The sequence below is a fragment of the Corallococcus sp. CA047B genome, assembly GCF_003612065.1.
In the GTDB taxonomy this organism is placed as follows: Bacteria; Myxococcota; Myxococcia; order Myxococcales; family Myxococcaceae; genus Corallococcus; species Corallococcus praedator.
Map to the genome: position 1 here is coordinate 1 of NZ_RAWD01000584.1, position 2521 is coordinate 2521.

The window sequence follows — 2521 nt, forward strand, 5'->3', positions numbered from 1 at the left end:
CCTCCATCCCCTCCCTGGCCCAGCTCCTCACGGGAGAGCCCCCCGGCCCTCCACGAGCGCCGGCCCAGGAAGCCGCGCCGACTCAAGAGACAGGGGCCAGCTCCGAGCTCCGGAGTCGCCCTCGGGAGCACCTCTCCGCCACGACGATCCCACCGGTGCTGGAGCAGCTCCTGAACGAACTTCTCGGTGACGGACGCACCGCGGAGCCGGATGTGACCTTCCTGGGACTGGGACTTGACTCATTCGCGTTCGCCCACCTCATCGCCACCATCGAGGAGCGATGTGGGGTCACCTGCCCGGACCTCTTCATCCACAACACCCCGCGCAAGCTCGCGTCCGCCCTGTCCACGCCCGAATGAAGACTCCCAGGGTCCCGGAAACGTTGAGGGAGCGGCTCGAGCACCATGGCCGCTCCCAGGGTCATCAGTGGGCGCTCCGGTTTCCCACGCAAGGGGGCGAGACGCTCGAGCTGACGTGGGCGGAGCTGGTGGAGCGGGCCCGCGGCGTCGGGCTCGGGCTGAAGCGGCGAGGAGTGGCCCCGAAGGATGTCGTTGTCATTGTGTCTTCCTCGCCTCGGGAGCAGGCCCTGGGCTTCCTGGGCGCCCTCTTCGCGGAGGCGATCCCGTCGATCTACTCCCATCCCTCCATCAAGCAGCCCACCGAGCGATTCTTCGCGAGCTTCAGCCCCCTGATCTCGGCCAGCGGCGCGGCGTGCCTGCTGTATTCGGACGCCCTGGCCCCGGCCTTCCAAGGGTGGAAGGCGGCCTCCGGCAGCGGGATTGCCCTCCTCCCGCTGCGGGAACTGCTCGAGGAGCCCGCTGGAGACGAGCCCCTGCCCGCCTCCGACGGCAAGGTGGCCTTCCTCCAGTTCTCGTCGGGGACGACCGGACTCCGCAAGGGCGTCGCCATCACGCACGCCATGCTGGCCTCGCAAGTCCAAGCGTATGCGGAAGCCCTCCACCTTCTTTCCTCGACAGACCGGGTGGTGAGCTGGTTGCCCCTCTACCATGACATGGGGCTCGTGGCCTGCCTGCTCCTGCCCTGCTTCATGGGCGTGCCCTCCGTCCATCTGTCTCCCTTTGAGTGGGTGCAGCGGCCGCAGTGGCTGTGGCGGCAGATCGTGGATTCGGCGGGGACTCTCGTCTGGCTGCCGAACTTCGCCTTCGAGCTGCTGGCCCAGCGCACACGCGCCGAAGACCTGGGCGCCATGGAGTTCGGGCAGGTGCGTGCCTTCATCAACTGCAGTGAGCCGGTGCGGCCAGGCACGCTGGCAAGGTTTGTCGAGCGCATGGGGCCTCACGGCGTCCGCTGGGACCAGCTCCAGGGCTGCTATGCGATGGCGGAGAACACCTTCGCCGTGACGCAGACGCCCATGGGCTCCCCCCTGCGGCTCGACCGGGTGCGGCGCGCCCCGCTCCTGACGCAAGGGGATGCTGTCGCGCTGGAGGCCGGGCCGCCGAGCGCCGAGGACAAGGTCTTCGCTTCGAGTGGCGTCCCCATCGCTGGCTGCGAGGTGCGGATCTCCCACCGGGGGGAGCGACGGATTGGAGAGATTGAAATCCGGAGCCCGAGCCTCTTCGAGGGGTACGTCGCGCACCCGGAGGCCACCGCCGTCTCGCGAACGGAGGACGGGTGGTTCCGAACGGGCGATTTGGGCTATCTCGCCGAGGGAGAGCTCTTCGTCACGGGGCGGCTGAAGGACCTCATCATCCACCGGGGAACCAACCTGTACCCAGAGGATATCGAGGAGGTCGTCGCGTCCATCCCAGGCTGCAGGGCGGGCCGCGTGGTCGCCTTCGGCATCACCTCCGAGCAGATGGGCACCGAGGAGGTCGTGGTGTGCGTGGAGCCCGAGCCGGACGTGGAGGATCCTCGAGCGTTGGCGGTCCGCATCCGCCAGGAAGTGGCGCTTCGGCTGAGCCTCGGTCTCAAGGACGTGGCGCTCTGCGAGTCAGGCTCGCTGCTCAAGTCCACCTCCGGAAAGCCCTCGCGCTCGGGCAATCGCGAGGCGTATGCCTCGGGCAGGCTCGGTGGGCGCTAGACGGGCTCAGGTCCCCGCATCCCGGTTCGGCTGATAGACAAAGGGATAGGTGATGCGGACCGTCCCATCCTTCGGTGCCGAGAAGGTGGCGGAATGAAGCACCTCCAGAAAGCAGGCCTGGAACCAGGGATCCGGAATGGTGGAGTCGACGACCTCCTCGTCCTCGATGAATCCGGACAGCCCCTGCCCCTGGAGAGTGAAGGCGACTGTCACCTTTTGAGGCCCGGGGTAGCGCGGGGCAGCTTTCTCGAAGCACTCCTTCACACGAGGCCCCAGGGACCGGATGACATCCCTCACGGACTCGCGAGGCAGCGAGCCCGTATGGACCGACGACTGCCGGCTCTCCGCCGGAGGAGGAGCAGGAGGAGCAGGAGGAGGCGGCAGCGGTGACGAAGGGCGAGCCGCACGAACGAGAGACCGCGCTTCTTCATGAGGCCCGACACGCTCCCCGGGGGAGGAGCGGACCGCGGGCATCGCGGG

The 2521-nt window shown here is 68.2% G+C and carries 3 protein-coding genes; 2 read left to right on the forward strand and 1 reads right to left on the reverse strand.

Annotated elements, in window-relative coordinates:
* Positions 1 to 359: acyl carrier protein (locus D7X74_RS44730; protein ID WP_147446889.1), on the forward strand; the 359-nt coding region annotated here is incomplete at its 5' end.
* A complete protein-coding gene (locus tag D7X74_RS41250) occupies positions 356 to 2041 on the forward strand; it encodes an AMP-binding protein (RefSeq protein WP_233602480.1) in 1686 nt (561 codons plus the stop codon). The genes D7X74_RS44730 and D7X74_RS41250, both read left to right, overlap by 4 nt.
* Positions 2042 to 2047: 6 nt before the next feature.
* Here the strand turns inward: D7X74_RS41250 and D7X74_RS44930 are convergent, their stop codons facing one another.
* Positions 2048 to 2515, reverse strand: a complete 468-nt coding sequence (locus tag D7X74_RS44930; protein ID WP_255424525.1) for an AgmX/PglI C-terminal domain-containing protein — start codon at positions 2513 to 2515, stop codon at positions 2048 to 2050.
* Between the last annotated feature and the right edge of the window lie 6 nt (positions 2516 to 2521).

Coding starts and splice junctions, on each gene's coding strand:
- D7X74_RS44930 (WP_255424525.1), bottom strand. CDS start 2,515: ATGCCCGCGGTCCGCTCCTCCCCCGGGGAGCGTGTCGGGCCTCATGAA.
- D7X74_RS41250 (WP_233602480.1), top strand. CDS start 356: ATGAAGACTCCCAGGGTCCCGGAAACGTTGAGGGAGCGGCTCGAGCAC.